This is a genomic window from Pseudomonas sp. 210_17 TE3656, from assembly GCF_054821965.1.
Window position 1 is genome coordinate 839,677 of record NZ_JBTRBC010000001.1, and the last position, 25,516, is coordinate 865,192.

General features: G+C 60.5%; 23 protein-coding genes and 3 tRNA genes. 8 read left to right on the forward strand and 18 right to left on the reverse strand.

The features are described 5' to 3' along the window. Positions 1-161 precede the first annotated feature (161 nt). Together ACVI9W_RS04025 and ACVI9W_RS04030 are read right to left on the reverse strand one after the other, a co-directional pair. Complete coding sequence (locus ACVI9W_RS04025) at positions 162-1,205, reverse strand: phage portal protein (protein WP_461529267.1); 1,044 nt, start codon at positions 1,203-1,205, stop codon at positions 162-164. Further along, positions 1,205-2,959 carry a terminase ATPase subunit family protein gene (locus ACVI9W_RS04030; protein WP_461529268.1) on the reverse strand — a complete coding sequence of 585 codons (1,755 nt, stop codon included), beginning with the start codon at positions 2,957-2,959 and terminating at the stop codon, positions 1,205-1,207. The genes ACVI9W_RS04025 and ACVI9W_RS04030 overlap by 1 nt, the downstream gene beginning before the upstream one ends. A gap of 151 nt (positions 2,960-3,110) precedes the next feature. On the opposite strand from ACVI9W_RS04030, the gene ACVI9W_RS04035 reads away from it, so the two are divergent. The 3 genes from ACVI9W_RS04035 (at position 3,111) to ACVI9W_RS04045 (ending at position 5,878) form a co-directional block, all read left to right on the forward strand. After that, complete coding sequence (locus ACVI9W_RS04035; RefSeq protein ID WP_461529269.1) at positions 3,111-4,058, forward strand: GPO family capsid scaffolding protein; 948 nt, start codon at positions 3,111-3,113, stop codon at positions 4,056-4,058. 98 nt (positions 4,059-4,156) lie between these two features. Next, entirely contained in the window at positions 4,157-5,323 is a 1,167-nt protein-coding gene (locus tag ACVI9W_RS04040; RefSeq protein WP_461529270.1) for an Arm DNA-binding domain-containing protein, read from the forward strand. Positions 5,324-5,377: 54 nt separating this feature from the next. Then, a complete protein-coding gene (locus ACVI9W_RS04045) occupies positions 5,378-5,878 on the forward strand; it encodes a GNAT family N-acetyltransferase (protein ID WP_461529271.1) in 501 nt (166 codons plus the stop codon). A 127-nt stretch (positions 5,879-6,005) separates the two neighbouring features. On the opposite strand, the gene ACVI9W_RS04050 is transcribed toward ACVI9W_RS04045, so the two are convergent. From ACVI9W_RS04050 to ACVI9W_RS04060, 3 genes are all read right to left on the reverse strand, one after another. Beyond that, a tRNA-Leu gene (locus ACVI9W_RS04050) sits at positions 6,006-6,090 on the reverse strand. A 53-nt stretch (positions 6,091-6,143) separates the two neighbouring features. Then, a tRNA-His gene (locus ACVI9W_RS04055) sits at positions 6,144-6,219 on the reverse strand. A gap of 41 nt (positions 6,220-6,260) precedes the next feature. Further along, positions 6,261-6,337, reverse strand: a tRNA-Arg gene (locus ACVI9W_RS04060). Between the two features lie 285 nt (positions 6,338-6,622). Between ACVI9W_RS04060 and folD the strand changes: the two genes are divergently transcribed. Further along, positions 6,623-7,477 carry a bifunctional methylenetetrahydrofolate dehydrogenase/methenyltetrahydrofolate cyclohydrolase FolD gene (gene folD / locus ACVI9W_RS04065; RefSeq protein ID WP_157193355.1) on the forward strand — a complete coding sequence of 285 codons (855 nt, stop codon included), beginning with the start codon at positions 6,623-6,625 and terminating at the stop codon, positions 7,475-7,477. A 117-nt stretch (positions 7,478-7,594) separates the two neighbouring features. On the opposite strand, the gene ACVI9W_RS04070 is transcribed toward folD, so the two are convergent. The 6 genes from ACVI9W_RS04070 to ACVI9W_RS04095 are packed head-to-tail and all read right to left on the reverse strand — an operon-like array spanning position 7,595 to position 13,531. After that, positions 7,595-9,334: an ABC transporter substrate-binding protein gene (locus ACVI9W_RS04070; RefSeq protein ID WP_461529272.1), complete on the reverse strand. Its 1,740-nt coding sequence runs from the start codon at positions 9,332-9,334 to the stop codon at positions 7,595-7,597. 50 nt (positions 9,335-9,384) lie between these two features. Further along, positions 9,385-9,657, reverse strand: coding sequence for a DUF2160 domain-containing protein (locus ACVI9W_RS04075; protein WP_422415916.1), 273 nt, complete (start codon positions 9,655-9,657; stop codon positions 9,385-9,387). A gap of 11 nt (positions 9,658-9,668) precedes the next feature. Next, complete coding sequence (locus ACVI9W_RS04080) at positions 9,669-10,469, reverse strand: carbohydrate ABC transporter permease (RefSeq protein ID WP_038613054.1); 801 nt, start codon at positions 10,467-10,469, stop codon at positions 9,669-9,671. Positions 10,470-10,479: 10 nt separating this feature from the next. Beyond that, positions 10,480-11,343, reverse strand: a complete 864-nt coding sequence (locus ACVI9W_RS04085; protein WP_038613055.1) for a carbohydrate ABC transporter permease — start codon at positions 11,341-11,343, stop codon at positions 10,480-10,482. Beyond that, complete coding sequence (locus ACVI9W_RS04090; RefSeq protein WP_461529273.1) at positions 11,340-12,437, reverse strand: ABC transporter ATP-binding protein; 1,098 nt, start codon at positions 12,435-12,437, stop codon at positions 11,340-11,342. The genes ACVI9W_RS04085 and ACVI9W_RS04090 overlap by 4 nt, the downstream gene beginning before the upstream one ends. After that, positions 12,437-13,531, reverse strand: a complete 1,095-nt coding sequence (locus tag ACVI9W_RS04095) for an ABC transporter ATP-binding protein (protein ID WP_422415926.1) — start codon at positions 13,529-13,531, stop codon at positions 12,437-12,439. Before ACVI9W_RS04095 ends, ACVI9W_RS04090 begins: the two co-directional genes overlap by 1 nt. 248 nt (positions 13,532-13,779) lie before the next feature. On the opposite strand from ACVI9W_RS04095, the gene ACVI9W_RS04100 reads away from it, so the two are divergent. The 3 genes from ACVI9W_RS04100 (at position 13,780) to ACVI9W_RS04110 (ending at position 17,381) form a co-directional block, all read left to right on the forward strand. Next, positions 13,780-15,573, forward strand: a complete 1,794-nt coding sequence (locus ACVI9W_RS04100; protein ID WP_461529274.1) for a sigma-54-dependent Fis family transcriptional regulator — start codon at positions 13,780-13,782, stop codon at positions 15,571-15,573. Between the two features lie 165 nt (positions 15,574-15,738). Continuing rightward, entirely contained in the window at positions 15,739-16,785 is a 1,047-nt protein-coding gene (locus ACVI9W_RS04105; protein ID WP_422415919.1) for an ornithine cyclodeaminase, read from the forward strand. A gap of 101 nt (positions 16,786-16,886) precedes the next feature. Next, on the forward strand, positions 16,887-17,381 hold the full coding sequence (locus ACVI9W_RS04110; protein WP_038613062.1) for an Lrp/AsnC family transcriptional regulator: 495 nt from the start codon (positions 16,887-16,889) through the stop codon (positions 17,379-17,381). Positions 17,382-17,393: 12 nt separating this feature from the next. Here the strand turns inward: ACVI9W_RS04110 and ACVI9W_RS04115 are convergent, their stop codons facing one another. The 5 genes from ACVI9W_RS04115 to ACVI9W_RS04135 form a co-directional block, all read right to left on the reverse strand. Beyond that, the gene (locus ACVI9W_RS04115; protein ID WP_461529275.1) at positions 17,394-18,446 is read right to left on the reverse strand and encodes an AI-2E family transporter; all 1,053 of its coding nucleotides are present in this window, start codon (positions 18,444-18,446) and stop codon (positions 17,394-17,396) included. Between the two features lie 11 nt (positions 18,447-18,457). Beyond that, positions 18,458-19,255, reverse strand: a complete 798-nt coding sequence (locus tag ACVI9W_RS04120) for a DUF4892 domain-containing protein (RefSeq protein ID WP_461529276.1) — start codon at positions 19,253-19,255, stop codon at positions 18,458-18,460. A gap of 115 nt (positions 19,256-19,370) precedes the next feature. Beyond that, positions 19,371-20,225 carry an alpha/beta hydrolase gene (locus ACVI9W_RS04125; RefSeq protein WP_461529277.1) on the reverse strand — a complete coding sequence of 285 codons (855 nt, stop codon included), beginning with the start codon at positions 20,223-20,225 and terminating at the stop codon, positions 19,371-19,373. Then, positions 20,222-21,016, reverse strand: coding sequence for an alpha/beta fold hydrolase (locus ACVI9W_RS04130; protein ID WP_461529278.1), 795 nt, complete (start codon positions 21,014-21,016; stop codon positions 20,222-20,224). Before ACVI9W_RS04130 ends, ACVI9W_RS04125 begins: the two co-directional genes overlap by 4 nt. 92 nt (positions 21,017-21,108) lie before the next feature. Next, a complete protein-coding gene (locus tag ACVI9W_RS04135) occupies positions 21,109-21,456 on the reverse strand; it encodes a hypothetical protein (RefSeq protein WP_461529279.1) in 348 nt (115 codons plus the stop codon). A gap of 249 nt (positions 21,457-21,705) precedes the next feature. Here ACVI9W_RS04135 and ACVI9W_RS04140 point away from each other — a divergent pair, with 249 nt between their 5' ends. Next, the gene (locus ACVI9W_RS04140) at positions 21,706-24,684 is read left to right on the forward strand and encodes an RHS repeat-associated core domain-containing protein (protein WP_461529280.1); all 2,979 of its coding nucleotides are present in this window, start codon (positions 21,706-21,708) and stop codon (positions 24,682-24,684) included. A gap of 26 nt (positions 24,685-24,710) precedes the next feature. Here ACVI9W_RS04140 and sixA read toward each other — a convergent pair whose 3' ends face one another. Both sixA and ACVI9W_RS04150 read right to left on the reverse strand, forming a co-directional pair. Beyond that, the gene (gene sixA / locus ACVI9W_RS04145) at positions 24,711-25,163 is read right to left on the reverse strand and encodes a phosphohistidine phosphatase SixA (protein ID WP_461529281.1); all 453 of its coding nucleotides are present in this window, start codon (positions 25,161-25,163) and stop codon (positions 24,711-24,713) included. Further along, on the reverse strand, positions 25,160-25,507 hold the full coding sequence (locus ACVI9W_RS04150; RefSeq protein ID WP_038613076.1) for a DUF4389 domain-containing protein: 348 nt from the start codon (positions 25,505-25,507) through the stop codon (positions 25,160-25,162). Before ACVI9W_RS04150 ends, sixA begins: the two co-directional genes overlap by 4 nt. Between the last annotated feature and the right edge of the window lie 9 nt (positions 25,508-25,516).

Genomic DNA, 25,516 nt, shown 5'->3' on the forward strand with positions numbered 1-25,516 from the left:
AATTGTGTCGGTTGACAGAATCTCTGACCCAAATATCTAACTTTTAACATTAGCTGCCCTTACCTAAGGGCAGTTTTGGTCGGGGGCAACTGGCTGGGGTTTACCGCTACTTACCTCTCTCCGCCGGTCATGCTCACGAATCGAGTTGTGCAATATTCAGATTAGTGACTGCTCGGCACCTCATAGGGCCTAAAACGCACGACCTCCTCCCCCAGCCATTCGTTGATTTGCAGCAGTCTTGCCTGCTCTGGTTCCAACTCGTTAACGGCCCACACCTCAGCCGCATCGCGAATCGATCCGAAGCCTCCAGCATTCTGCGGAACTACTCCCATCAATTGAGGCGGGATACGCAGCATCGCCAGTTGGTCGTCGCGGCTGATGTTCTTGATCGCCCCAAAGTCGTCCTTCGCCGCCACCTCACTGATGGGAATCAGCTGCAGGCCGTCCTTTTTCCCACCTGGTGCGTACATGAACAGGTTGCGGAAGTTGCCCGGGCCCTTGCTGTTCTTCATCGCCGTGCGCAGGTCGTTGACGAAGTCCTCGTTCTGGGCAGCGTCGGTCATGTACATGATGAAACCGGCATGACTGCCGTTCTGGTAGTACTTGCGACGGAACAGGGTGGCGCTCTCATTGAGCAGCGCACTCTGCAACGCCGGGAGCCATTCGGGTAGGCCGTAGATCTCCTGGTTGATATCCGCCACCCGCAGGTGGCACACGCTCCCCGCCTTGAATTCGTGTTCATCCTTCCAGCCGCGCACCTGGTAGTAGGTGGCCAGGTCTGTACCCCTGCGCATGTACTTGGCCAGGCAGGGTTGCAGGCCGATCGCCTGGCGCAGCATGTTGTCGCGCTTCTCCAGGTAGAGATTGCCCGACCAGCCCCAGTCCATAACGATCTGCTCGAAGGCCTGTCGGCTCAACAACCGGTGCGGTATGAACGTGCGGGCCAACGCGTTGCGCTTGAAGATTAGGCCCGACTGCAGGTAGACGCTTGCCTTCGACGACTTCGCCAGGCCATCCAGCGAAACCGGCGGCTCGTACCATCGCCCGTTGGACCAGCACTCCAGGTAGTCGAGAATTTCCCGACCATCGAGCACCGGTACCGGATCACCAAAGGTGAACGCCATCGACTGCCCGCCCCCGGCCTGTGCCAAAAGCTCACCTTCGGTGGATTGCGGCACGCTGGCCTGTTCCTGGGGGCTGTTCATCAGTAAATCTCCATGATGCCGGTGTTAGCCACGGTCTGGCCCTCCAGCGGCTCGTTGTGCAATGCGTGGAAAAGCGCCCATGCCAGATCGGCGTGGCCGGTGTTGTCGTTGCGCCCGGCGACGAAAGTGAACTGCCGCCCGCCAGGGGTCACTGTCTTGCGAATGGCCATCAGCGACTGGGCAAGGTCTGTCCACCCGGCGTCGAACTCGAGTCGGCCTTTGCTGATCACGTCCCACGCCTTCATCACCAGGCGTGCCTTGATCTCGGGGTTGTAGGAGAACGTCCGCAGAGCTGGGAAGAACGGTCGCACCAGCTGGGCCACCGCGCTTCCGAGTCCCGTGGTGTCGATGCCGATGTAGGTGACCCAGAAGCGGCGCGTCACCTGCCGGATCGTCTCGGCCTGGGCGGTGAAGTCCATCCCACGGAACTGGTGGCGCTCAAGCACGCGAAACTTTCCCCCCGGTACCAGAGGCGGCGCTACAACGATCAGCCCCGCAGAGTCACCATTCTCAGCCGGGTCATACCCGACCCATACCTGGCGATCAGCGAATGGCCGGGCGGCGAACGGCTTGTAGTCCTCCCAGATCGACCAACTGTCAACCATGCAGGGCTGCAGCATGTTCAGGGGAAAGATGCTCGCCCCGTCGTCGACGAATTGACACATCAACAGGTTCTGGAATGCCGCGGCATCGTATTCAAGCCGTAGCTCATCGATGTCGAACAGGTCGCAGCCCCGCTCTTCCGCGTCCAGGATGGTGACGATCTGGCGCCAAATCCGGTCGTCGCAGAGCTTGCCCTGCTGCAGCGAGTCATGACTGACGTCCAGTTTCAACTGCTGAGCAGTTGGTTTGCCCTTATTGAAGCGCTCCCCAGTCCAGAAGGTATACGCCTCGTGCGCCATCGAGCTTGGGGTCGAGAAGTAGGTCCGGCGGTACTGCTTCTGCATCGCCATGCCGGAGGCGACCTTGTTCAGCTCGTTGAACTTGAAGGTCCAGAAGAATTCATCGAAGTAGAAATTGCCGTGATAGCCCTGGGCAGTCCGTGCGTTGGTACCGAGGAAGTGCATCTCGGCCCCATTGGGCAAGATGATCGGGTCGCCGGTGAGCTCAACCCCAACCGTTTCGCGGGCGAACGCCTGAATGTAGGCCTTGAAAATGTGAGCCTGCGCCTTGCTGGCCGACAGGAAAATCTGGTTGCGCCCGGTGGTCAGTGCATCGATCAGGGCTTCTCGGGCGAAGTAGTAGGTCGCACCGATCTGCCGGCTCTTCAAAATGGCGCGGGTACGCTGATTGCCCGCGCGGTACCAGTCTTTCTGGTAATCGAAGCAACCATCAAGAAACGCCTCGATCAACTTCTCGACGTGTTCCTCTGGGATATCGTTGCGCTTGGGTTTACGCTTCTCCCCAGCGTTGCGCTTGGCCAGTTCGGGGTTGAGGTCAGTCTCGGTACCGCCGTCCTGGTAGCGCTGTATTCGGGCCTGCCGTTCCATTTGCCGGTGGAGCAGGTCGATTTCCTTGTAGTCCGCGCCAGACTTGGGGTCCTTGAGGATCAGCTGCACCAAGCGAGCCTCAGTGGCTGCCTGGATGCGTTCCAGTGGCGTTGCCCGGTCCCATTCGTCGCGGGCCTTCCAGCTGTGGAGGGTCTTTTCCTTCTCGTCGAGCAGCTCGGCGATCTCGCACACACGGTAGCCCTGCCAATACAGGTGCTTGGCATGCCGGCGGTGATCAGTAGGTAGGTCGACGATAGCGTTCATGGCGCAGATGCTGCCGTTCGCACGCGCGCGGCCCTATCACCTGCCACTGTAGGCCGCCCCGCTACAACTCCCCCACGTTGCCGCGCCATCGCGCGATGCCGACCATGCCCTCATCGCCAGGCACAACGCCACCGCAATGAGGACTCCCAGCATGGCCGGCAAAACCGACACCCCAGCCAAGAAATACCGCTCCAAATGGACTCGCATCGCCGTTGAAGGCGCCACCACCGACGGACGCAACATCGAGCGTAGCTGGATCGAGGACATGGCCAGCACCTACAGCCCCAACACCTACGGCGCTCGGATCAACTGCGAACACATCAAGGGTTACTGGCCCGGTGGCGAATTTGGCGCCTATGGCGACGTCCTGGCGCTGAAGGCCGAAGAAGCCGAAATTGCCGGCGTCAAGAAGCTGGCTCTGTTCGGCCAGCTTCAGCCCAACGACGCCTTGCTCGCCCTGAACAAGGCCGGCCAGAAGATCTACACCTCGATCGAAGTCCGGCCGAAGTTCGCCGATAGCGGCAAGGCCTATCTGGTCGGCCTCGCCATCACCGATACCCCGGCCAGCCTCGGTACCGAAGCGCTGTCCTTCAGTGCGCAGCACGGCACCCTAGCCAGTCGTAAACAGGACAAAGACAACCTGTTCACCGCTGCGGAAGAAACCCCTCTGGAATTCGAGGAAGTCACCGACACCCCCGGCATGTTCACAGCGCTGAAGGACAAAGTTGGCGAGCTCCTCGGCAAGAGCAAGGAAAAAGATGGCAAGGACGCCGCCAGCTTCGCCGCCCTCGGCGAACTGATCGAAAGCCTGGCCACACACGGCAGCGAGCAAGCCACCGCCTTTGCTGCTGAACAGAAAGCCCGCCAGGAGCTGCAAACCAAGTTCGAGAAGCTCGAAACCTCGTTCGCCGACCTGGTCAAGCTGAGTGCTAGCTGCACAGCCGGCCCCGCCCAAGCGGCTGAGGTTTTGGCTCACAAGCTCGGACTTGCGCCTGATCTCCTTCAGGAGGCACCGAGCCGGGACCTGGGTTACGGCTGCTCGCGCTTCGAACATCCAGGATGCTCGAGCAACGACACCACGCCCCAAGGGCAGACATAGCAAGAATCTCGCCCCACATCTTCTAGGCCTCGCAATAGGCCATCCTCTTACAACGGCCCATACACTGGGCCGTTCTTCTGTTTCGAGTGACAAAGAAAATGGCAGATGGAGTTGAAGTCCGCGGCAAGCATGTCCGCGTGTATTTCCGTTACCAGGGCGAGCTATGCAGGGAGACGATTCCTGGCGATGCGTCGCCGGCAAGCGTGGCCAACGCCGAGCGCCTGGTCGGCATCATTAACTACGAAATCCAGGCCGGCACATTCAGCTATGCCCGGCACTTTCCCGATTCACCCAGGGTGAAAACCAACACCTTCGGGCACTTCATCAACCTGTGGCTCGACATCAAGCGCAATGAGATGGCCACATCAGGATTCTTGGCCTATCAGAGCAAGGTAAAGAACCACATCCGACCGATGTGGGGCAGCCGGCAGGCCGACCAGATCGACCACCTGGACCTGCAGACTTGGGTCCAGAAGACCTTGATGCCCAAACTGCACAACAAGACGGTACGGGAGATCCTCAGCATCATGAGGCAGATCTTCACTCTGTACCGCACCCGCAACAAGTCGGCTCACGACCCGACAGTAGGCATCACCGTCCGGCTCCCCGACGCCGACGACCCTGCCCCATTCGAGCGAAGCGAGATCGATCTCATCCTTGCCGAGGACCTGGACTTCCAACAGGAGATCAACCTCATCCGCTTCATGATCTGGACCGGGCCGCGTGTTTCCGAAGCGATGTCACTGGCCTGGGAGGATGTCGACCTGGACGCCGGAACAGTGAAATTCCGCCGTTCGCAGGTGCGTAGCAACTACCGGGTGACCAAGACCCGTCGATCGACGCGCGAAGTGCGCTTAATGCGGCCGGCGCTGGAGGCGTTACGGGCACAGATTCGCTTCACCAAAGGACGCCCGCCGGTGGACGTCGATGTCACCGATCGCGATAACCGGACGGTCAAGCGGCTAAAACTAAGATTCGTCTTTCACAAGACCACCACCGACGCCGCCTGGAGCAGCTCAGACGTGCTGGTAAAGACCTGGTGGCGCGGTCACTTGGAGAAGGTGGGGGTTCGATACCGCGGCCCAAACAACTGCCGACATACATTCGCCAGCCAGGCACTCAGCACCGGCGTTGTCTCTCTCGACTGGATCGCAGACCAGATGGGCCACACGTCCACAGCCATGATTTGGAAGCACTATGGAAAATGGATTCACCACGACGGACCTGACATGATCGGCATGCTAGAGCTAGCCCTCAGACTTTAAGCTCAGCAATAGGGACTTTGATATCATTGAGCCTAAATCGGAGAGAAAATAGCAATGCCATCCATTGTTGATCCACACGTCTCATTCCTGACCTTCCAGAAAGCTGTTCGGGAGGGTCAAATTAAGCTTTCTCCCTGCGCCGGACACCCTGACTTACATGTGATGAGTGATGAACTCGAGGACGGTACACCGCGCTTAACGTATGCGCTGATTTCTGGCTCCCACGCAAAGGCCTACGCGGTGTATTTCCTAGATAAGTCGATGAACGGCAAACCTTGCTTCGAGGTCGGGTATGCCACGGACGACCAACTCCGCAACCAAGGCCTAGCTACGGAAGTGGTAAAAGCGAGCATCTCTGACCTATACGGTGGAATGTCACGGCATCTGCCTACCCCCGTCTTCTACGTCGAGGCAATCGTAGGCAGGGACAATCTGGCTTCCCAGAAGGTGGCGGCTCGCGTTCTGAATGCGGAGCCTGACGAAATCACAGACAAAGTCTCCGGGCTGCCGGCTTTCCATTACGTCAAGCTCATTCGCGGAAGCCAAGCTGCTTGAACCCACCGAAACGAAAAAAGGCAGCCCTAATGGCTGCCTTTTTTGTGCCTGAATTCCCAAAGTGTTCCCAAAACGCTCCCAATTAAAGGGTTGTTTTGAAAAACGCCTTTCAAAACAGACGCTTAGATGGTGCGGACGAAGAGACTCGAACTCTTACAGCTTGCGCCGCTGGAACCTAAATCCAGTGTGTCTACCAATTTCACCACGTCCGCGTGAAGCTTTTAAAGCAAAGGCGCCAGATTTTCATCGGGCGCCTTTTGGAATATGGGGTGGACGATGGGGATCGAACCCACGACAACAGGAGTCACAATCCTGTGCTCTACCAACTGAGCTACGCCCACCATATTGCATTTACCGCTTTACTTGTGCCAAAGCTGCCTATTGGCGCACCCGGCAGGACTCGAACCTGCGACCATCCGCTTAGAAGGCGGATGCTCTATCCAGCTGAGCTACGGGCGCATATTTAATCTGCTTTCTGTTACGATTACAAATTAACTTTTAGCCGTACCGAACAAGCTACCAAATCCGCTCATTCTGCCTGACCTTGCTAACCAGTGCTAGGCTCTGCCCGACAAGTGCGACGAATGTTATAGACGAGTGGTTAGGTCGTCAACTCTTTTTTGAAAAAAATTCATTTTATTTAAGGGCTTAGGGGAATAGCCGGACCAAGCGCCTTTGCCCTCGGCCCCCTTCATGCGAGAATGCGCGCTCTTTTTATTCCCTCTCGATGGTTAATCACGCGTCATGACTGCACACCTTATAGACGGCAAGGCGATCGCCGCCAGCCTGCGCCAGCAGATCGCCCAACGTGTTGTGGAGCGTCGCCAGCAAGGCCTGCGTACTCCAGGCCTGGCGGTGATCCTGGTCGGCACCGACCCCGCTTCTCAGGTCTATGTTTCGCACAAGCGCAAGGACTGTGAAGAAGTCGGCTTTATCTCCCAGGCATTCGACCTGCCCAGCGAGACCACCCAGCAGACCCTGACCGACCTGATCGATCGCCTCAATGATGATGCGAACATCGACGGCATCCTGCTGCAGTTGCCACTGCCGGCTCATCTGGACGCGTCGCTGCTGCTCGAGCGCATTCGCCCGGACAAGGATGTCGATGGTTTCCATCCTTATAACGTCGGCCGCCTGGCCCAGCGTATCCCGCTGCTGCGCCCGTGCACGCCGAAAGGCATCATGACCCTGCTGGAAAGCACCGGTCAGGATCTGTACGGCATGAACGCCGTAGTCGTCGGTGCTTCGAACATCGTCGGCCGGCCAATGGCCATGGAGCTGCTGCTGGCCGGCTGCACCGTTACCGTCACCCACCGCTTCACCAAGGACCTGGCCGGTCACGTTGGCCGCGCCGATCTGGTCGTGGTTGCCGCTGGCAAGCCGGGCCTGGTCAAAGGTGAGTGGATCAAGGAAGGCGCGATCGTCATCGACGTCGGTATCAACCGTCAGGAAGATGGCAAGCTGGTCGGCGACGTGGTCTACGAGACCGCCCTGCCCCGCGCCGGCTGGATCACCCCGGTGCCAGGTGGTGTCGGGCCGATGACCCGCGCCTGCCTGCTGGAGAACACCTTGTATGCGGCGGAAGAGCTGCATAAGTAAGGTTTGAAAGCAGAAATGAAAAACGGCACCTGTGAAGGTGCCGTTTTTTTGTGCCCGGCTGTAGGGCCTCATCGCTGGCAAAGCCAGCTCCCACAAGGTTTACCGCTCGTCACACCACTATTCGCGCGCCGCCTCCCACGACTTGAGCAGTTCGCTGTAGCTGACGGTCTCACCCTTGGGCTTCTCGTTAGCCAGCTTCGGCTTCGGTGCACCCGGCTGGTCGAACCAGTACTGGGCATCACGCTCCGGATTGAGCTTGGGCGCGCAGGTCGCCTGGGCCTTGGAGCGTTCCAGCCGTTCGAGGATCTTGTCCTGGTCACGGGCCAGACCATCCAGCGCCTCTTGCGGCGTCTTGTCACCGCTGGCCGCCTCGGCGATATGGCTCCACCACAGCTGCGCCAGGCGCGGGTAGTCCGGTACGTTGGTGCCGGTCGGGGTCCATTGTACCCGCGCCGGGCTGCGGTAGAACTCCACCAGGCCGCCGAGCTTGGGCGCCAGGTCGGTCATGGCCTGGGAGTTGATGTCCGACTCGCGGATCGGGGTCAGGCCAACGATGGTCTTTTTCAGCGAAACGGTCTTGGAGGTGACGAACTGGGCATACAGCCAGGCCGCCAGGCGCTGTTTTTCCGGGGTCGATTTGAGGAAGGTCCAGGAGCCGGCATCCTGATACCCCAGTTTCATGCCCTCCTCCCAATACGGGCCTTTGGGTGACGGCGCCATACGCCACTTCGGCGTGCCGTCGGCATTCATCACCGGCAGGCCCGGCTTGGTCATGTCAGCGGTAAAGGCGGTGTACCAGAAAATCTGCTGAGCGATGTTGCCCTGGGACGGCACCGGGCCAGACTCGGAGAACGTCATGCCCTGGGCTTCCGGCGGCGCGTAGGCACGCATCCAGTCGACGTACTTCTGGGTCGCGTAGACCGCCGCCGGGCCGTTGGTGTCGCCACCACGGGTGACGCTGGAGCCAACCGGATGACAGTCCTCGACACGAATCCCCCACTCGTCCACCGGCAGACCATTGGGCAGGCCTTTGTCGCCGCCACCGGCCATGGAGAACCAGGCATCGGTGAAGCGCCAGCCCAGCGACGGGTCTTTCTTGCCGTAGTCCATGTGCCCATAGACGCGCTTGCCGTCGATTTCCTTGACGTCTTCGCTGAAGAATTTGGCGATGTCTTCGTAAGCCGACCAGTTGACCGGTACACCCAGCTCATAGCCGTACTTTTCCTTGAACTTGGCTTTCAGGTCCGGCCTGTCGAACCAGTCGGCGCGGAACCAGTAGAGGTTGGCGAACTGCTGGTCAGGCAATTGGTAAACCTTGCCATCGGGCGCGGTGGTGAAGGAAATGCCGATAAAGTCCTTCAGATCCAGGGTCGGCGATGTGTAGTCCTTGCCCTCATTGGCCATCAGGTCAGTGATGGACTCGGTCTTGCCATAGCGAAAGTGCGTACCGATCAGGTCCGAGTCGTTGACCCAGCCGTCATAGATGTTCTTGTCCGACTGCATCTGGGTTTGCAGCTTCTCCACCACATCGCCTTCCTGCAGCAGGTCATGGGTCAGCTTGATTCCGGTGATTTCACTGAAGGCCTTGGCCAGCACCTTGGACTCATACTCGTGGGTGGCGATGGTTTCCGACACCACGTTGATCTTCATGCCACGGAACGGCTCCGAGGCTTTGATGAACCATTTCAACTCTTCGAGCTGCTGCTCCGGCGTCAGGGTCGACGGTTTGAATTCGCTGCCGATCCATTTCTTCGCCGCGTCTTCATAGGCATCGGCCCAGGCGCTGGCGTGGAAACTGCCGAGCACGAGCAAGGCAGCCAGAGTCAAATGTCGCCGGTTCTTGTTGTTGTCGAACATCGTGATCTCCCGATTGAGTATTCCCATGGAGCCTGACCGAATCTGTTCGGCTAACCCCAGCGCATCACCACCAACAGCCACACCACCGACAGCAGTGAGGCCACCCAGAGACTCCAGTCACTGACCCCGATGATCAGCAGATGCAGGTAAGCGCTGACCAGAAGCCCGATGAACAGCCGATCGCCGCGGGTCGTGGCAATCGGCAGAAAGCCGCGACGCTCGACACACGGCCGGCGCAATTCAGCCAGGGTCATGCCTACCAGCAACAGGCCGATCGCGGAGAAGAACAAGGCGGTCGGCAGGGTCCAGGCCATCCAGTCCATCGTGCGTCTCCTCAGACCCGGCCCAGGGCAAAGCCCTTGGCCACATGGTTGCGAACAAACCAGATCACCAGCATGCCCGGCAGAATGGTCAGCACCCCGGCAGCGGCCAGCACGCCCCAGTCGATACCCGAAGCCGACACGGTGCGGGTCATCACTGCGGCAATCGGCTTGGCATTGACTGACGTCAGAGTGCGCGCAAGCAGCAACTCGACCCAGGAAAACATGAAGCAGAAAAAAGCCGTGACACCGATGCCCGAGCCAATCAGCGGCACGAATATCTTCACGAAGAACCGCGGGAAGCTGTAGCCATCGATGTAGGCGGTTTCGTCGATTTCCTTGGGCACCCCGGACATGAATCCTTCCAGGATCCACACCGCCAGCGGCACGTTGAACAGGCAGTGCGCCAGGGCCACGGCGATGTGGGTGTCGAACAGGCCGATCGACGAATACAGCTGAAAGAACGGCAGCAGGAACACCGCCGGCGGCGCCATACGGTTGGTCAGCAGCCAGAAGAACAGATGCTTGTCGCCGAGAAAGCGGTAGCGCGAAAACGCATAGGCCGCCGGCAAGGCCACGCTCAGGGAAATCACCGTATTCAGGCACACGTAGTACAGCGAGTTGATGTAACCGGTGTACCAGCTGGGGTCGGTGAAAATTACCCGGTAGTTGGCCAAGGTGAAGTCCTGCGGCCACAGGGTCAGGCCGCCGAGGATCTCGGTGTTGCTCTTGAACGACATGTTCAGCAGCCAGTAGATCGGCACCAGCAAAAACAGGATGTAGAGCAGCAAGGGCAGCGTTTTGCGCAGGTTCATGGCCGCCTTCCTAGTCTTTGTCGGCATGGGTCATGGCCGTGTAGAACAGCCACGACACCAGCAGAATGATGAGGAAATACACCAGCGAAAACGCCGCGGCAGGCCCCAGGTCGAACTGCCCTACCGCCATCTGGGTCAGGGTCTGACTGAGGAAAGTGGTGGCATTGCCCGGTCCGCCTCCCGTCAGCACGAAGGGCTCGGTGTAGATCATGAAACTGTCCATGAAGCGCAGCATCACTGCGATCAGCAGTACGTTCTTCATCTTCGGCAACTGGATGTGCCGGAACACCGCCCAGGCCGACGCGCGATCGATACGCGCGGCCTGGTAATAGACATCCGGGATCGCCCTCAGCCCCGAGTAACACAGCAGCGCCACCAGCGAAGTCCAGTGCCAGACATCCATCACCAGCACCGTAACCCAGGCGTCCATGGTGTTGGCTGCGTAGTTGTAGCTGATGCCCAGCTGGTTCAACGACGCCCCGAGCAAGCCGATGTCGGCACGGCCGAAGATCTGCCAGATGGTGCCAACCACGTTCCACGGAATCAGCAACGGGATAGCCATGACAATCAGGCACAGCGACGACCAGCGCCCCTTGGTCGGCATGGTCAGGGCAATAGCGATCCCTAACGGAATCTCGATCAGTAACACGCAGCCCGAATAAACAAACTGGCGCAGCAAGGAATCGTGCAGACGCGGATCCTGCAGCACCTGGCGATACCAGTCGGCGCCGACGAAGTAGCGGCTGGACTGGTCGAAAATGTCCTGCACCGAGTAGTTGACCACGGTCATCATCGGTATCACCGCACTGAAAGCCACCAGCAGGAACACCGGCAACACCAGCCACCAGGCCTTGTTGTTGGGCACCTTGTTCATGGTGTGACCTCCAGCAACACGTCGTCGGCATACAGCATCAACCACTGTGCCGGAAAACTGATCCAGGCCTGGCCCTGCGGCACCACGCGGTCTTCCCCAAGGCGTACCTTGAGGGCCACACCGTCCAGCTCGAGGGTCAAAATCCGGTAGGTCCCCAGGTCTTCGACATCCACCACCCGGGCGGTAAAAGCGTCATCAAATGGCGCCTCGCGCACTTGTACGAACTCCGGGCGGATCCCCACCTGCAAACGCGCAACCGGCGTGCCAGCCAGGCGTGCTTGCAATGCTTCCGGCAGCGGTAGATGGACACCGGCAAAGCCGACACCGCCCGGCTGTGGCTGCACATCGATCAGATTCATCCCCGGACTGCCGATGAAATAGCCGACAAAGGTGTGCCGCGGTCGCTCGAACAATTCCCGCGGCGTGCCGAACTGGACGATCTGCCCGCTATACATCACCGCGATCTTGTCGGCGAAGGTCGAGGCCTCCAACTGATCGTGGGTCACGTAGATCATGGTGATATTGAACTGCTCATGAATCTGCTTGAGTTTGCGCCGCAGCTTCCATTTCAGGTGCGGGTCGATCACCGTCAGCGGCTCATCGAAGAGGATCGCGGAAACGTCATCGCGCACCAGGCCGCGACCCATGGAGACTTTCTGCTTTTCATCGGCACTGAGGTTGCGAGCCTTCTTTTTCAGCGCCGGACCGAGTTCGAGGACCTCGGCGATCTCCTCCACCTTGCTACGCACCCGGGCCTCGTCCATGCCCTGGTTACGTAAAGGAAAAGCCAGGTTGTCGAACACCGTCATGGTGTCGTACACCACCGGAAACTGAAAAACCTGGGCGATATTGCGTGCCTGCGGCGACAGCTCATTGACCACTTTGCCATCGAACAACACCTGGCCCTGGGAGGGGCTGAGCAGCCCGGAAATGATATTGAGCAAGGTCGACTTGCCGCAGCCCGAAGGCCCGAGCAAGGCATAGGCGCCGCCCTGGGCCCAGATATGTTCCAGCTCGCGCAAGGCATAGTCATCGGCGCTGGCGGGGGTGCGGCTGTAGCTGTGGGCCAACTGCTGCAGGCGAATTTCGGCCATCAGGCAACCCTCGCTTCACGCGCGCCCGGCGCCTGGACCAACACACCTGCACTGTCGAAGACGAACAGCTTGTGGGTCGGGATAAACACCCGAATCGGTGCATCGACGTGGTATTCGTGCACCCCGGACAGGTGCAGGATGATGCGAAAGTGCTCGCTGCGCACATGCAGGAAGGTTTCCGAGCCACTGATCTCCGCCAGCTCCACCAGCACCGCCAGCTCAAGGTCATCGTCATTCGACGGCACCAGGCTGATATGGCTGGGACGCACGCCAAAGCGGTATTCACCATCACCGATACGGCGCAGGTCGGCGTTCATGGCGAAATGCACAGCTCCGGCGAAACTCACTTCATTGCCGCTGATGCGCCCGGCAATCAGATTGATCGGCGGCTCTGAAAACAACTCGGCAGCCAGCACCGTACGCGGCTGGTGATAGACCTGAGCGGTCGCACCACTCTGCACGATGCAACCTTCATGCAGGATGGTGGTGGTGCCACCCAGGGCCAATGCCTCGTTCGGCTCGGTGGTGGCATACACGGCAATGCAGTGGCGGGAGGCGAACAGCTCGCGCATCTCCTGGCGCAGTTCTTCACGCAGTTTGTAATCCAGGTTGACCAGTGGTTCGTCGAACAGGATCAGCTCGGCATCCTTGACCAGCGCGCGGGCCATAGCCGTGCGCTGCTGCTGACCACCGGACAGCTCCAGCGGCAGGCGCTGCAAGAAGGGCTCGATGCGCAGCATCTGCGCCGTCTGATGCACTTTGTGGCGAATCTCCTCTTCGCCCATACGCGCCTGACGGAGCGGTGAAGCGATGTTCTCGAAAACGCTGAGGGTCGGGTAGTTGATGAACTGCTGATAGACCATCGACACATTGCGCTGGCGCACCGGCCGACCCGTGACATCTACGCCATTCATCAGCACCCGCCCTTGATCAGGGCGGTCCAGCCCGGCCATCAGGCGCATCAGGCTGGTCTTGCCGGACAAGGTGCGGCCGAGCAGGACATTGAACGAGCCCGGCTCGAAACTGAGGCTGGCATCGACAATCCAGCGCTGGTTGTCGACGGTGCGGCTGACGTGCTCCAGCGTAAGCGACATGGGGCGGCCCTGATTGTTGTTACCGGACAGGCCTTCGCTGCAGAGCCAGATTCGTGCCAGCGCAGGTGACCTTCGATAAGTCGTTGTCGTAGCGCTACTTTTTGTTTCGCCATGGCAACTGACGATTCACACCTGAACAGAAATGAACAGTAACCGCTGAACACCTGAACAGCCCTGACATTGACAATGAACAGGACTGAACAACACTGGTTCACACAAAAACAACAACGCTGGCAGAGGAAACGCCCATGGCCGTCTCCATTGCATCCCATGAGCAATTAATCCAGGCCTCCTGGGCGCGCTGCCGTGACTACGGTCTCGACCATCAGTCAGCACCCGACTTCGGCGAGCTCTCCGCTGCCTGCCTGGGCGAGTTGCTCGAACGCCAGCAGATCCTGCTGCGCACCACCCGTGACGAAGTGATCCCGCAGTTCAATCATCTGCTGGGCAATTCCAGCTACCTGATCATGCTCAGCGATGACCAGGGCCAGCTCCTGGAAACCTGGGGCACCCGGCGTTTTATCGACCCGCGTCAGCAGCACGGTTTTGTCGCCGGCGCCCGCTGGCTTGAACAGGGGGTTGGTACCAATGCCATCGGCACCGCCCTGGCCTGCAGCGAGGCGGTGCATGTGGGTCAGGATGAGCACTTCCTCAAGCGCAACCGCTACATGGCCAGCGCCGCCGCGCCGCTGTTCGACGCCGAACGGCGCCTGATCGGCGTACTGGATGTGTCATCCGACAGCTACCTGCCTGCCTCGCAAACCCTGGGCATGGTAAGGATGATGAGCCAGAGTCTGGAAAACCGCTTGATCATCGCGCGCTATGCCGGGCAGTACCGACAATTGAGTTTCAATACCGGCTCGAACAACCTCGACAGCCAATGGGCCGGGCTGCTGCTGTTCGACGACCGCGGCCGTGTCCTGGCGGCCAATCGCCGAGCGGACAGCCTGCTCGGTCAACCAGCCTTGCAGCACAACCTTGAACACCTGTTCCAGACACCGCTGCCGGAGCTGTTACAGCATGCTGCGGGGCTGCCTTTTGCCGTGCAGGTGCCTGGGCGCAATCGCTTTCACTGCCTGTTGCGTGAACCGCTGACAAACCCTTCGATCGCTGCCAACCGTCACCCACCCGCCGACTGCGATCCACGTATAGCCAAAGCCCTGCGCCAGGCGGGGCTGCTGCTGGAGAAGGACATTCCACTGTTGATCCAGGGCGAAACCGGGGTTGGCAAAGAGGTCTTCGTCAAGGCCCTGCACGAAGCCAGCAGCCGCCGCAGCCAGCCGTTGATCGCGGTGAACTGTGCAGCGATTCCGGCCGAGCTGGTGGAGTCTGAGCTGTTCGGCTATGAAAAAGGCGCGTTCACCGGTGCCCACCACAAGGGTAACCCTGGCCTGATCCGCAAGGCCGAGCATGGCATCGTTTTTCTCGACGAAATCGGCGACATGCCACTGCCAACCCAGGCGCGCTTGCTGCGTTTTCTGCAAACCCGCTGTATCCAGCCGCTGGGCAGTGGCGATCCGCTGCCGGTGGATATCCGGGTCATCTCCGCCACCCATCAGGACCTGTCCGAACGGGTGCGCCAGGGACGTTTCCGCCAGGACCTGTACTATCGAATCGCCGGTCTCAGCCTGACCTTGCCACCGCTTCGCGAACGCAGTGACCGCCTGGCGCTGATCGAGCAGATCCACCAGCACTACCGCGATGCCGACGCGCCCCCACAGCTGGACAACAAGGTAGTGCAGCATCTGTTACAGCACCCGTGGCCGGGCAACCTGCGTCAGCTTGCCAGTACCCTGCAAGTCGCCCTGGCCCTGGCCGGACAGCAGCCCGTCGCCCTGGAGCACCTGCCGGACAGTTTTTTCAGCGAGCTGCCTGCTTCGCAAACAGTCGAGTCTTCCCCGCCCTGCGTATCCGATGAGCACGACCTGAACCTGCGCCTGCAAGCGCTCAAGGGCAACGTTTCGGCCCTGGCCCGCGATCTGGGCATCAGTCGCACCACCCTCTACAAACGCCTGCACGCCCAGGGTCAGGCCGAGGGTTGAGTATCGCCTGAAGCCAAGCAGCCGATTCTGCTGTCAAATCGCATATTTCAGCTGAAGCCGCTGAGCACCTGCCACGCTTCAGCCGAGATGTACCCGGCGCTGGATCGACAATAGGCACACTGCCCCCGAATACGTGCCTCGATGCCAATAACAAAGGAGTTCATCATGACCCGCTATATCGATGTGACTGACCTCAGCCGCCTGGTTGCCCGTAAAGGCCTGAGCACCTGCATCAGCGAAATGGCCGAGTACATCCGTGAGGACTACCTGCGTTGGCACGACTTCGAAAAATGCCCGCGCCTGGCCAACCACTCGCCCGATGGCGTGATCGAGCTGATGCCGGTGTCCGACCGCAACCTGTATGCCTTCAAATACGTCAACGGTCATCCCAAGAACACCCAGCGCGGCATGCTTACGGTGATGGCTTTCGGCGCCCTCGGCGACGTTGATACCGGCGCGCCGGTGCTGCTCAGTGAAATGACCCTGACCACCGCCATTCGCACCGCCGCCACTTCAGCCCTGGCTGCCCGCTACCTCGCCCGCCCGGACAGCCGGCGCATGGCACTGATCGGCAACGGCTCACAAAGCGAGTTCCAGGCCCTGGCTTTCCATACCTTGCTGGGTATCGATGAAATCCGCCTGTACGACCTCGACCCCAAGGCCAGCGCCAAGCTGGTCGCCAACCTCAGGGCATTCCCGGAATTGCGGGTGAGCATCGCCGGTTCCGTGGCCGAAGCGGTACGCGGCGCCGATATCGTCACCACAGTGACTGCCGACAAGGCCTTCGCCACCATCCTGACCCCGGACATGATCGAGCCAGGCATGCACCTGAATGCCGTGGGCGGCGACTGCCCGGGCAAGACCGAACTGCACCGGGACATCGTCGATCGCGCGCGAGTGATTGTCGAATACGAACCGCAAAGCCGTGTCGAAGGCGAAATCCAGCAAATGCCCGCCGACTCGCCAACCACGGAGTTCTGGCAAGTGGTCAACGGCCAGGCGCCCGGCCGCGAAAGCGCTGATCAGGTGACCCTGTTCGACTCGGTCGGTTTTGCCCTGGAAGACTACTCGGCTCTGCGTTATGTGTTCGATGTCGCCAAGGCGCTGAACATCGGCCATGAACTTGCCCTGGTACCGGAGCTTGCCAATCCCAAGGACCTGTTCGCCGTACTGCGCCAGCCGCTTGCCGACACCCGCAAGAAAAGCGCCTGAAACCGAGCGGGTTGGGCTGCTCAATGGGGGTACAGACGCTGACCAAGGAAGGTCGTACCATATTCAGCGTCACCCACCGTTTGAAGTGAAGCCGAACCTGTATGGATACCAAGGTCAACAGCCCACACGCCGCACCACCGTTGGACCGGATCGACGAAGCAATCATCGAAGTGCTGCGCCATGACGGGCGCATCACTTACGAGAAACTGTCCTCGCTGGTGCACCTCACTCCCCGCCCCTGCCTTGAGCGCGTGCGCAAGCTGGAACGACGCGGGGTGATTCGCGGCTATAGCGCGATCATCGATGTGCAGAAGGTATCGCCCGGGTTGTCACTGCTGGTGCTGGTGGCCTTGTCCAATCAGAGCGGGCGCGCGGCGCAAAAAGCGTTTGAAGCCTGTGTGAACGCCTGTCCGCAGGTCTTCGACTGTCAGTTGATCAGCGGCCATTTCGACTACAGCCTGCGCATGCGCTGCCGCGACATGGAGCATTACCGGGTGCTGACCGAAACCTGGATGAACAACGACGAGCTGCACATCGATAAGCTGGTGGCGCACCCAGAGCTGGCGGTGGTGAAAAACACCGCCCCGCAGCTCTGAGCTGCACGTGTATCAGGGATGCGGCGGTGCCACCGGCTCGCTGCGCGACCAATCCAGCAACAGGGCATAGGCGACGGCCAACAGCGTCGGGCCAATGAACAGGCCGATGAAACCGAAGGCCAGCAAGCCGCCAAACACCCCCAGCAGCACGATCACCAACGGCAGGTTGCCACCCCGGCTGATCAGGTAGGGCTTGAGCACGTTATCGACGCCGCTGATGATGAACGTACCCCAGATCCCGAGAAACACCGCCATACCGTACTCACCCTGCCAGGCCAGCCAGGCCGTGGCCGGAACCCAGGCCAGTGGCGGGCCCATGGGGATCAGGCTGAGCATGAACGTGACGATACTCAGGACCAGCGCCCCCGGCACACCTGCGATCAGGAAGCCAATCAGCGCCAGGACGGCCTGGGCCGCCGCAGTACCGATCACGCCGTTGACCACCCGCTGCACCGTGCCGGCAACCAGCCCCAGGTAATACTCGGCGCGATCGCCGATCAGCCGATCCAGCAAACGCAGGACAAACGCTGACAAACGTGGACCATCGCGGTAGAAAAAGAACACGAACACCAGGCTCAAGGTCAGTTCGAGCATGCCGCTGCCAATCTGCGCGCTACGCGCCAGAAACCAGTTACCGACCTGGCCCAGGTAGGGCTTGATTGTGGTCAACAAGGCGGCGCCCTGCTGATCAATGGTGTTCCACATACGCACCAGGCGTTCACCCACCAGCGGTACGCCTGCCAGCCAGTCCGGCGCATCCGGCAGACCGTCAACCTGGACGTCACGCACGAATGCAGTGGCATCGCGAACATGATCGGCCAGGTTAAAACCCAGCCATACCAGCGGCAGCGCCACCAGCAATATCCACAGGGTGGTCAACAGACCCGCGGCGAGGGTTTCGCGACCGCCCAGCACTCGGGTCAACAGGCGCATCAGCGGCCAGCTGGCGTAGGCCAGGATCGCCCCCCAGAGCAGCGCCGACATGAATGGGGCCATCACCCAGAGACCAGCCCCGAGCAGGGCCAGCAAGATGATTTGTACTAGCAGGCGATCATTGTTGGGCATGCAGCACTCACTTAGCGAATCAGTTCGACGTGAAAACCGTCGGTCTTGGCATCACCCACTTCCAGCCGGGCCGCAAGCACTCCGGCCTTTACCAGTTGCTCACGCCAGGCCTCGGCCTGAGTGCCGCTGAGACTCACGCGCAAAGTAGTATTGTTTTTCAAGCTACGCCCGAGCAAGGTGACCCAGGCTTCGGGCGGCTCACCGCTCAGGTCAGGGTAGTCCAGCTTGCCGGTGTCGAGCAGCTCGCGCATTACCGTGGCCGGCGTTGGCAGCAGTTCACCCAGAGGCGCTTCGGCGACAAACTGCTCGACATGCAGGTATGCACGTTTGTTACCGCGAGTAATGCTATACAGCGCGATCAACGTGTTGTTCTGCTCGGCGGAGCGGCGCAACAGGATGAACGCCTGCTGTTCGTCCGAACCAGACAACTGGCGGTTCTTGAACACCTCGTTGGCCCACAGGCTGTTTTCACCACAATCACGCGCCTGGCACCAGAACAGCGGGTAGCCGCCATCTTTCTGCAGAGTCTCGCGCGCCGCGGTGAACGCTTCATTGGCGGAGCGCTCGCGGGGTAGTTCATAGGTGACCGAACTGACCTCGCCCCGGCTTTCAATCTTGCCTTCGACGCGCAGCTGGTTACTGATCTTGCGCAAACCACCCATAGGATAGACGCGCTCCTGCACCTGCGCCGGACGCTCATCGACGACTTTGCCATCGACCGGCACCGGCAGCCCTTCAGCCAGCGACTGCGCGCTGACGAACAAGCCCAGTCCGGCAATCGTTGTACGGATGCATTGTTTGAGATTCATAGGCACGCCACACTGTAGGCGGCGCCAAGGGGCTCAAAGGATGTGGCGTTGTCTTGCTCGTTCATGGTTGTCTCCCTGTTCAACCCGCCAAGCCTCGACAGTTGCCCGCCGCAAGTCAAGGAATGCCAAAGAAGCGATTGAAACAGTCTGCAACAAGGGTTGCACCAGATTCGTCATTCATATGCAGATGATGCCCACCGGGCAAGACCTCGCGGGTAAAGGGTAGCTGCTCAAGCAGCGCGGTGTGACGGGCGAGCATGCCGTCGGCAGCCACTACCAACATGGCTGGGCAGGCGACGCGCTGAACGAAGCTCAAGGCCTGCGCTTCGTTCAAGCGCGTGGGAGATGGCAGGGTCAGGCGGCTATCGCTACGCCAGGTGTAACCACCCGGCACCGGCATCAGGCCGCGCTGAGCGAGCAATTCGGCGGCCTCACGACTGACCGCGACCAGGCCTTTCATACGCGCCTGGATCGCTTGCTCAAGGGTTGGATGCACGGCCTTGCGTTTGCTGTCTAGGCGCAGCTGTGCCTGTAACGCCATGCCCATGCGTTCGGCGGCATCCTGGGGGCCACTGGTGGGCGGAATTACTCCGTCGATCAGCGCTAAATGGGTAATGCGTTCGGGCAGCGAACCGGCCAGTACCACCGAGACAATCGCCCCCAGCGAGTGACCAAGCAGGGCAAAGCGCTCCCAGCCCATTTGCTCGGCAGCACGCAGCACATCATGGGCGTAATCCCACAGGGCGTATCCCGCGCCAGCCGGCCGATGCCCGGAGTGACCATGACCGGCCAGGTCCAGGGCCAGGATCCGAAGTCCTCGCAATTTAGGCGCCAGCAGGGCAAAACTGTTGGCGTTATCCAGCCAGCCATGCAGGGCAATCACCGGAACTCCGTCGGCTGGGCCGAACAAGTGCCCGGCCAGCTCGATATGGCCCAGACTCAGGCGGACTTCTTCCATCTGCGTATTCATCCCGACACCTGCTGCCAGCGTTCGAACAGCCCCTTGATCAGGCTCGCGGTGTCTGTAGGACGTTCGAGCGGGAACATGTGACCGCCCGGCAGGCTGTGGTACTCACCCCGAGGCAGGCCGCGCACGGCCAGGGCGTGATGATGCCTGACGATCCGGCTGCTACTGCCACGCACCATCGCCAGTGGCAGTTCCAGGCGCTTGGCCGGTGCCGGGCGGGTGTGCGGTATGTTGCGGTAAATGCTGATTTCCGTCGCCGGATCGAAGCGCAGGCGCAAACCTTCTTCGGTCGCTTGCAGGCCGTGTTCCAGATAAGCGTCGAGGCATTCCGGATCGAAATGGCGGAACAGCGATTTGCTGGCAAAATAGGCCCGGGCACTGTCGCGGTCAGCGAACGCCTCGCGACGCCCCAAGGTACGCCCCGCCGGGGTAATGCGGTCGATGAAGCCCATGCGCTTGGCTGCCTGCAGCACCCACTGATCAACCCGGGTCAGCACCGGAGAATCGAGCATGACCACCCCCCGGTAATATTGCGGGCAGCGCAGCGCCGCATGCAGGTGCAATACACCGCCGAGGGAGTGGCCCACGCCCCAGACCGGTTCGGGCTGTTGCTGCAGGTGATGAATCAGCTCATCGACCAGGTTCTGCCAGTTGGCATCGACTGGAAAGCGCGGGTCATGGCCGTGTTGTGGCAGGTGGAACACCCGGTAGTCAGGTGCAAGCGCGGCAAACAGCTTGCCATAGGTCGCCGAAGGAAAGCCGTTGGCATGGGCGAAGAAGATTTGCTGCGACATGGCCGCCTGTCCGTAGGGGAGTGATGGTCCATTGTCGGCAAGCAGCCCGCAACCGGCAATGTCCGGAAAAGCCATCGCCAAGGGCAATCAGGTCAATACTCGCCAAAACTGGCCATGGAGCGCCGCAGGCAAGCCTGCATGGACGCCAGTTGCTGCTCCAGGGCTTCACGGGCGCGGCGTTTGTCTTCAGGGGCGAGATCGAGCTGACGCAATGCCAGGCAACTGCTTTGCAACAGATGCGCCATGCGAATGCTGGCCTGACGCAGTTGCCCCAGCTCGTACTGGCCTTCGAACTTGCACAACAGGTAGTCGAGCTTGGCGTCGGCACTGGCCTGGAGCAGGCGATACTCGGCAAAGTCCAGAACCTGGTCACCTTGCACTTTGGCCAATGTCGGCCCGAGGTCTGCTGAATACACCAATTGCGGATACTTACTGCTCATTGCCTGATCCCCTGGGCCACCTTGCCCACACCGTTGGCGAACGCTAACAAGCCGGCCAAGAATCGACAACTGATAAAAATACAAGTTCGATCGGCGGGCCGCCGCACAGAAGTACCTGACATTTTTACCAGTTACCGGATGCCGGGATTCTGCGCAGAATGGCTGTGACAGGCGCACAGCTGTCGCAGGCAGCGTCATTTCGACAAAGAATTTTTCACCCCCAGGGCAGTAGCGATGAGCAACCTCACCGTGTTCAGCCACACCCCGACACTCGCTGTGTGCGGCCCCGATGGTAGAGCCCTGCGTAGCGTCGCCTATGAACGCATGCTCGCCAATGACTCGGCGATGGCACGAATCACCCGCACCTGGTCCCGTACCGATAAGCGGGTAACACGTCTGTATGACCCGCGGCTGTTTGCCTTGAGCCAGGCAGAAACACAATCGCCTGCCAATCTGGAAACGCTGAGCAGCCTGTCCGGCGCCGTGCTGCTGAACGAGAGCGTGGACGGCGGATGGAACCTGACCCTCAACGCCGAGTCAGGCCACGCCAGCGACAGTTGGGACAGCCGCGGCAGCCATGCCTGGATGGACTACGACACCTTGCAGCGGCCACTGGCTCAGCACGAGCAGGCCCAAGGCAGCACCGCGCGTATCAGCACCCGTTTCAGCTACGCCGCCGGTAACGACGCAACTGAAGCCGCCATCAACCGCTGCGGTCGCCTGACCCGGCTGGACGACGATGCCGGCACTGAGCATTACCTCGACTACAGCCTGGCCGGGGCAGCGATGCGTACGAGCCGCCAATGGACCCGGCACAACGAACTCCCGGACTGGCCTCACGAGATCCCGGCCCGCGACGCCCTGCTGCGCGAGACACCAGCCGCCATCTCTGCGGTTCGCCACAATGCCCTGGCCGAGCCGATCAGCCAGACCGATGCCCGGCAAAACCGGCAAACCTTTGGGCAAACCCGGGACGGTCAGTTGCATGGCATCCGCCTCTCACCTGCCGATGCGCAGCCGGTGCTGGTCGCCAGCGATATGCGCTACAACGCCCATGGCCAGCTCGTCCAGCAGCGTCTGGGCAACGGCGTATCGAGCAGCCTGGAGTATGACCCTGCAAACGGCCAGCTGCTGCGGCACCGCACAGTACACCCCGACAATAGCCTGCTCCAGGACCTGCAGTACCAGCGCGATCCACTGGGCAACATCGTCGTCATTGAAGACGCCGCCCAACCGATACGCTTCTTTCGCAACCAGACGATTAGCGCGCGCCGTACCTTTGTTTACGACAGCCTGTATCGCCTGATACAGGCCACGGGCTTCGAGACCGCCGAGAATCTGGCCGGCCCCGAGCTGCCAGGCTTTCAGTCGCCGCCCGACTCCACACAACTGGCCAACTACAGCCGCCACTACCGCTACGACGGCGCGGGCAATCTGACCACAGTGCGCCATGTCGGGGCCCGCAATTTCACTCGCCATCAGGTCAATGCCCGGACCAGCAACCGCGGCCTGAACCACGACGCCGATGCGCCGCCACCCAGCGAGGCGGCCATCAGCGTCGCCTTCGATGGCAATGGCAACCTCAAGGCCCTGCAGCCGGGTCAGGCGCTGAGCTGGTCGGTAAAAAACCAGTTGCTAGAAGTCAGCCAGGTGACACGGGAAACCGCTAACGATACCGAGCTGTACCGTTACGACTCCAGCGGCATGCGCCAGCGCAAACTGCGCACCTGGCAAACCGCCCGGGTCGAGCATGTCGAAGAGGTGCACTATCTGCCGGGCCTGGAGCTGCGCTGTAACAGCGCCCGCAGCGAAGAGTTGCAGGTCAGTATCGTCTCGACGCCGCTTGGTGAGGTGCGCCTGCTGCATTGGCAGGCCGGTCTGCCGAGCGGGATGACCAACGACCAGTACCGTTATGGTATCGCCGACTACCAACGTTCTTGTGGCCTGGAAGTGGACGCCCAGGCCCGGCTGATCAGCCAGGAAGCCTACTACCCCTATGGCGGCACCGCCTGGTGGGCTGGGCATGACCAGGTGCAGGCGCAGTACAAGGTGATTCGCTACTCAGGCCAGGAACGGGATGCCACCGGGCTTTACTACTACGGTATGCGCTACTACGCGCCGTGGCTGCAGCGCTGGATCAATCCGGATCCGGCGGGTGTGGCCGATGGTTTGAACCTGTATGCGATGGTGCATGGCAATCCTGTGGGGAATGTCGACAATCAAGGGCTTGAGACTTTCTCCGAGGTTGCTACCACTGCCGGCCACGCAGCCCTGCGAGACGGACTATCCTTACTCCTTGGTGCATTGTTAAGCATCGGGATTGGCGAGGTTCTTGACCAAATATTGGTCAATGATGCTGCCAATCTTGCTTTCACGATATCGGTAGGAGTTGGAGCAGGTGCGGCAGCCGCTTTACTGACACGCCCAACTGCAGAGCTGTTAACTAATCGTTTAAGAGGCATTTTACCAAACGCTAACAGCACCGCTATTGGGGTGGCTGTGGGGACTACAGCCTTTGCTTTAGGGGCCGCACCGGCACTTGTCGACATTGCCTATCCGCAACAAGACGAACAAGGTAACCCCTCGATCAGCAACACCGCACGCGCCTTGATCCAGTCCGTGGGGCTCAATGCTGTCTACCAGATATTCCAACAAGCTACTGCAACCAGCGGCAATCGCTATAGCTGGGACAATAGACCGGAATTTCGTACGTCTGCCTTAGTTACCGGTGTCAGTGCAACAGCGCGAACCGCTGTGAGCTATGCCGGCCTTGACCGCTGGCAAGCACTAGGGACTGGCACTGCGGTTGAGATTGGCGAATCGGTTGTCGGCACGCTTTCAAGATCACGTTCTGATAACGCTGCTCTGGTACCCGGGTCCGGTCTGAATTTATCCCGGTCGTGGGAGTCAGCAGCCAATTCTGGGCTGGAGTTCTTAAACGCAATGGTCGGTCGAGTCACCACCAGTGCGGTGGTAGCAGGCGCTCGCCAGGCGACAAGACTTCTACCTGATGTGATCGGCAGTCCTTTCAGGGCGGCACTTGGCGCGCTAACGAATATGCGCACCTTTGCCGTAGCACATGTTGGCGGGCAAAGTGCTAGCAGCAACATAGACCCTGGCACCATGCGCAGCCCTGGCGACAGGGCCCTGACAAATACGCTGGCAAGCCCCGAACGAGGTACACCGGAACAGATAGCTACACCGCGATTCCGGCGCAGTCAACGATGAGTAACTATGATGACGGCAAAACCACCCTAAGGATGGAACACGTGCTGCAACGTCATCAACCCGGCCAGCGGCCAGTCACCTTCGAGTTCCGCCAGGCTCGCCGTGGACATCGAAGGCCCCTGCCGGTGCCCTTGCTCCAGCATGCCGACCAGGCAGCTCACCAGCGGCTGATGACTGACCAGCAACACCTGTTCCAGGCCCAGCTTGTCCAGCTCGGCAATGACCTCCTGGGGATCGGTGTCCGGGGTCAGCCAGGTGACTGTCTGCAGCGGTTTATCAAACCCTAGCGCCTCGTGCACCAGCCCGGCAGTCTGCTGGGCGCGCACGTAAGGGCTGGCGATGATCGCCTGCAACGGCTGGCCGAGCAGCTCTGCGGCGCTGCGCAGTACCTGCTCACGGCCATGCGCGGTCAGCCGGCGCTCGGCATCGCTATTGGCCCGGGGCTCGGCTTCGCCATGACGCAACACCCAGAGCTTCACAGCTTGGGCTCCTCGTCACGTACCGGATGCGGCGCTGGCGGTACGCTATGGGCGGCTTCACCTTCTGGCGCGCGCGGTGCTGGCCAGTCGGCGAACGGCCAGGGCTTCTGGTCGCTGTGGAAGCTGCCGAAGCGGCCAATCTGCGCCAGAAACTGGCTGAGGCTGTCACCGAAGTTCATCAAGCTGGCACTCGGCGCGCCGTAGATCAGGCGGTAGATCAGCTGAACCAGCACCAGGCCGCCCAGCAGCAGTTCGGCCAATTGCCAGACCACCAGGAATACCAACATCCACAACACGCGCAGGATGATTGACTCGCGTTGCGACTGGTTCGGGGATTCGTTCATGTCTTGCTC

Bases quoted from the DNA above. Each gene is read 5' to 3' on its own strand.
- ACVI9W_RS04150 (WP_038613076.1), bottom strand. From the start codon at position 25,507: ATGAACGAATCCCCGAACCAGTCGCAACGCGAGTCAATCATCCTGCGC.
- ACVI9W_RS04040 (WP_461529270.1), top strand. From the start codon at position 4,157: ATGGCAGATGGAGTTGAAGTCCGCGGCAAGCATGTCCGCGTGTATTTC.
- ACVI9W_RS04100 (WP_461529274.1), top strand. From the start codon at position 13,780: ATGGCCGTCTCCATTGCATCCCATGAGCAATTAATCCAGGCCTCCTGG.
- ACVI9W_RS04110 (WP_038613062.1), top strand. From the start codon at position 16,887: ATGGATACCAAGGTCAACAGCCCACACGCCGCACCACCGTTGGACCGG.
- ACVI9W_RS04095 (WP_422415926.1), bottom strand. From the start codon at position 13,531: ATGTCGCTTACGCTGGAGCACGTCAGCCGCACCGTCGACAACCAGCGC.
- ACVI9W_RS04125 (WP_461529277.1), bottom strand. From the start codon at position 20,225: ATGAATACGCAGATGGAAGAAGTCCGCCTGAGTCTGGGCCATATCGAG.
- ACVI9W_RS04070 (WP_461529272.1), bottom strand. From the start codon at position 9,334: ATGTTCGACAACAACAAGAACCGGCGACATTTGACTCTGGCTGCCTTG.
- ACVI9W_RS04135 (WP_461529279.1), bottom strand. From the start codon at position 21,456: ATGAGCAGTAAGTATCCGCAATTGGTGTATTCAGCAGACCTCGGGCCG.
- ACVI9W_RS04075 (WP_422415916.1), bottom strand. From the start codon at position 9,657: ATGGACTGGATGGCCTGGACCCTGCCGACCGCCTTGTTCTTCTCCGCG.
- ACVI9W_RS04030 (WP_461529268.1), bottom strand. From the start codon at position 2,959: ATGAACGCTATCGTCGACCTACCTACTGATCACCGCCGGCATGCCAAG.
- ACVI9W_RS04120 (WP_461529276.1), bottom strand. From the start codon at position 19,255: ATGAATCTCAAACAATGCATCCGTACAACGATTGCCGGACTGGGCTTG.
- ACVI9W_RS04035 (WP_461529269.1), top strand. From the start codon at position 3,111: ATGGCCGGCAAAACCGACACCCCAGCCAAGAAATACCGCTCCAAATGG.
- ACVI9W_RS04105 (WP_422415919.1), top strand. From the start codon at position 15,739: ATGACCCGCTATATCGATGTGACTGACCTCAGCCGCCTGGTTGCCCGT.
- ACVI9W_RS04115 (WP_461529275.1), bottom strand. From the start codon at position 18,446: ATGCCCAACAATGATCGCCTGCTAGTACAAATCATCTTGCTGGCCCTG.
- ACVI9W_RS04080 (WP_038613054.1), bottom strand. From the start codon at position 10,469: ATGAACCTGCGCAAAACGCTGCCCTTGCTGCTCTACATCCTGTTTTTG.
- ACVI9W_RS04130 (WP_461529278.1), bottom strand. From the start codon at position 21,016: ATGTCGCAGCAAATCTTCTTCGCCCATGCCAACGGCTTTCCTTCGGCG.
- folD (WP_157193355.1), top strand. From the start codon at position 6,623: ATGACTGCACACCTTATAGACGGCAAGGCGATCGCCGCCAGCCTGCGC.
- ACVI9W_RS04090 (WP_461529273.1), bottom strand. From the start codon at position 12,437: ATGGCCGAAATTCGCCTGCAGCAGTTGGCCCACAGCTACAGCCGCACC.
- ACVI9W_RS04085 (WP_038613055.1), bottom strand. From the start codon at position 11,343: ATGAACAAGGTGCCCAACAACAAGGCCTGGTGGCTGGTGTTGCCGGTG.
- ACVI9W_RS04045 (WP_461529271.1), top strand. From the start codon at position 5,378: ATGCCATCCATTGTTGATCCACACGTCTCATTCCTGACCTTCCAGAAA.
- ACVI9W_RS04025 (WP_461529267.1), bottom strand. From the start codon at position 1,205: ATGAACAGCCCCCAGGAACAGGCCAGCGTGCCGCAATCCACCGAAGGT.